Below are 3,547 nucleotides of genomic sequence, written 5' to 3'. Positions count from 1 at the left end.
GAAACGGTAACCCTGCCCGCGCAGGGCGCGATAGATCATGCTGCGGCTAACGCCCAGAACTTCACCGATCTGCGCCACAGTCATGTCGCGCTGTTCAAAGAGTCTTCTTGCGGCGCGCAGTGTGTCAGGCGAGAGAGGTGTGGGTCGTCCGCCGGCGTTGGTACGTTCGGGGACGGGGTCTCGTTCCAACTCCGCGAGGGAGGCGATGATACTGAATACGAGTCTTCCGCCCGAAGGGCTGGTGTCGATGTTCTCTTACAGGGACTCGAACTCGGAAAATCTGTTGAGTTCTCAACCCTCGAGGATTCTCGACCACCCCGGCAGATAGGTGTGTCATAAACGACCGTTTTTGAGATTAGTGCATGGGTGGGTATCACGCGTATTTGGTTGGAGCGCGTAGCTGAAGGTTCTTGCTGGTGGTTTTGTCTCGGGCGTCGGTGGGGTTGGTTTGAAGTCTGACGTGAACATATATAAAAATCTGTGAAAAATTTGCCAAAGAGTCTTCCGTGGTGACGTGCTTAACGCTAGGATTATTTTATCCACTGATCTGAAATATTATTTCTCTTCAGATCAAGGATCTTTTTCGTTGAACGTGCGTCGGATGCGCTATGCATTTTTGTGCTTCTTTATGTTCATGTTTGACGGGTTACTTGGATCATTACTGCTACGTGCTAGGGGTTGTGTTTTGAAAAACGTCATATGTTCGCGGGAATCGCCGCTTCGAGCATGCTGGTCATTGGTTCGGCTATGCCGGCGTTGGCTGATACGGGAAACGGTTCTTTGAATGAGCTGGCAAGTCTCAATCCTGGAACCTCGGTCACCGAGCTGAGAGATTCGCTGGGTAAGTTCGCACAGGATGAAGGAATCAGTTTGGACGAAGCCGTTAATCGGGCTTTGTCCGAGAGTAAGGCTTCGGTGCGGGAAGCGAAATCGGTCGATTCTCTGGCTAATCGAAGTGTTGCTTCGGCCCGCAGCAGTAGCGGGGGCAGCGGTACCGTTACCTTGGGTCCTGCGAAGCGTAAGGGTGATATTTTCGTCTCTCCTGCTTCGACGTTTTTCGTTCAGCATGGCCACACAGGCATTTACTACTCAACCGCAACCATCGTGGAAGCTCCCGGGACCGGAAAGAAGAGCCGATCGATCGCAGCCAAGGAGGTGAAGGTAGGCAAGGGCGCGGTGAAGCAGTACGTTAGGACTACATCGACCAATAGAGGTAAGGCTGCTAACTATGCCTTTAACAAATTGCGCGGCAAGGGATATAACTTCAATTTTGCCGTGAACAAGTCGACGACCGGTTCGAAGATGAATTGTTCGCAGTTGGTGTGGGCGGCCTACAAGGCGGCGACGGGGATTGATCTGGACGGCAACGGAGGTTTGGGCGTTTATCCTTACAACATTAAGGATTCCTCAAAGACAGTGACGTACAAGACCCTCTAAACGTACTGGAAAACTAGTATTTGGGCCGGCCCAAACTCTGTATCAGAATGGAACACTCATGATTCACGGACGTCGTATCATCACCGCAGCGGCAGTGTCGGCCACTGTTTTTACCCTGGTTAGCTGTTCACCAGCTGATCCCTCATCCCAAAAAACCGAGGCTCTAGGCGAGGCCGCGTACGCACTGTGCTTCAGTGCTCAGAGCCGTGACATGGATGGGAAAAGCCAAGACGGAAAGGTTTTGCTGGTAAACGACGATGGTGCTTTTTCAGAAGTGCAGACCTGGGGCATGGACATGTGCTCGATGGCGTGGACTGAGAAGGGGTTATTCTTCAGTGATATGAAGACCGACTATTTACTTGATGGTAACGGCATGAAGAGTTTTGAGAATGCAAAAACGGACAGCCAATACGCCATGCTTGCCACCACGCCGGATACTGTAGTGGGACTTTATAATCTGGGCTTCAGCGACGTCGGGTATACGACTCAGGTTGTGACCACCACCAGTTCCGGAAGCTCTCTAGCCGAAGTTGAAGGTAGCTATTTCATTGCTGCTCAGTGCGAGGGGGAGGTCTTCGGGATAGGTTTGGCTACCGGTCCATATTCGAAGACGGGTGATCCTGATACAGAGCCCATGGTTCTCAGCCAATTAACTGGCACGAACGATGGCAAGGAGAAAGTTGTCGGCAGCAGTACTCAGGCTAGAGAGGGCGCGGTACTCAATGATGCGCCATGCCTTAATGGAAAGATCTACTACATCTCTGACGAGAGACGAGGTGGATTGGATGTTGCTGCTAAGCCCGTTTTATCGATTTGGGACACCAAGACCGGTAAGTATGAGAGCAAGGCCCTGAGCTCAGATGAAGCGACCGAGCCTTTCATCAGTGAAGATGGTACAGGCTTTCCTCATGTAACCCGTCAGTCGCTGAAGGACGGAAAGCTTGAGTGGTACGGGGTTAAGGATTCGATCATGTCCACGGACATCAAGACGGGACATACGGAACGCAAATTTAGCGTTGAAGGATATAGCGATAATTCCGCTTCATCCGTGGCGATCTTCACTGATACTGAGGTTGTCGTCATGGCAGATAATAATGATGGTTCTCCGTACAGAATTTTGCGTTATGACCGGTCCACCGGCGAAGAAGTGGGGCGGGTCGTGCTGGATGACGATCCGGCAAAGCTCAGTAGCGGTCTCTTCTTTAGGGGATTTGCAGTGAGGCCGTAAAGTGAAGCGCCCTGGGTTTGGTGGAGGCTCCAGAGTTATGGAACGAGAATGGAGCCATGGTCCAACACATGAACAAGGGACGCCGCTATTCCACTGAGGAGAAGGCTGCGGCGGTCCGGATGGTGCGAACGCTCCGCGCCGAGCTCGGTACGGGCCAAGGAACGACCTCGCGGGTGGCTGAGTAACTCGGTTATGGTGTCGAGTCAGTGCGCTCCTGGGTGCGTCAAGCTGACATCGATGACGGTGTGAAAGCTGGGGTGACGACCGACGAGCAGACACGTATGCGCCAAACCAGTTGTGGGTGACAGATCTGACGTTCGTGCCCACCTGGCAGGGCGTCGCTTACGTCTGCTTCATCATCGACGCGTTCAGCCGCATGATTGTGGGCTGGCGATGTGCATCGAGCATGAAGACCGAGACGGTGCTCGACGCGATCGAGATGGCCCGCTGGTCACGCGGCAGGCACCTCCCAGACCTGCGCTGCCATAGCGATGCGGGTAGTCAATTCACGTCCATTCGTTACGGTGAGGGTCTTGCCGAGATCGGGGCGACGCCCGCGATCGGGACCGTTGGCGACAGCTATGACAATGCTCTCGCTGAGACGGTGAACGGCTACTACAAGGCCGAGTTGGTGCGCGGGCCAGCGAAGTCGGGGCCGTGGAAAACGATCGATGATCTCGAACTCGCGACATTGGGATGGGTGCACTGGCACAACACGCAGCGGCTGCACGGCTACCTCGGGGATGTGCCTCCGCTCGAGCATGAAGAAAAGTTCTATGCTGGGGTTACCAGCGCCAAAGAACTGGTAGAAATCAAATGAGCTGAGTCTCCACTAAACCCAGGGCGCTTCAAGATCAAGCGGCGGCCGCGATCGTTTCGCAT

Annotated in this window: 3 protein-coding genes and 1 pseudogene; 3 read left to right on the top strand and 1 reads right to left on the bottom strand. The window is 53.8% G+C overall.

The window, feature by feature from the left end; all coding sequences use genetic code 11:
• Nucleotides 1–189 (bottom strand): helix-turn-helix domain-containing protein (locus tag HMPREF3160_RS09730; RefSeq protein ID WP_256174218.1); only part of this gene is annotated, 189 nt, incomplete at its 3' end.
• A gap of 510 nt (nucleotides 190–699) precedes the next feature.
• Here HMPREF3160_RS09730 and HMPREF3160_RS08035 point away from each other — a divergent pair.
• The 3 genes and pseudogenes from HMPREF3160_RS08035 (at nucleotide 700) to HMPREF3160_RS08020 (ending at nucleotide 3,485) form a co-directional block, all read left to right on the top strand.
• A complete protein-coding gene (locus tag HMPREF3160_RS08035; protein WP_070507975.1) occupies nucleotides 700–1,437 on the top strand; it encodes a YiiX/YebB-like N1pC/P60 family cysteine hydrolase in 738 nt (245 codons plus the stop codon).
• 58 nt (nucleotides 1,438–1,495) lie between these two features.
• On the top strand, nucleotides 1,496–2,665 hold the full coding sequence (locus tag HMPREF3160_RS08030; RefSeq protein ID WP_035756399.1) for a hypothetical protein: 1,170 nt from the start codon (nucleotides 1,496–1,498) through the stop codon (nucleotides 2,663–2,665).
• 56 nt (nucleotides 2,666–2,721) lie between these two features.
• Nucleotides 2,722–3,485 (top strand): annotated as a pseudogene (locus tag HMPREF3160_RS08020) (IS3 family transposase).
• Nucleotides 3,486–3,547: the final 62 nt, after the last annotated feature.

It is taken from the genome of Arthrobacter sp. HMSC06H05 (assembly GCF_001807395.1).
GTDB lineage: Bacteria > Actinomycetota > Actinomycetes > Actinomycetales > Micrococcaceae > Pseudoglutamicibacter > Pseudoglutamicibacter albus.
This window is presented reverse-complemented; position numbering and strand designations above follow the sequence as displayed.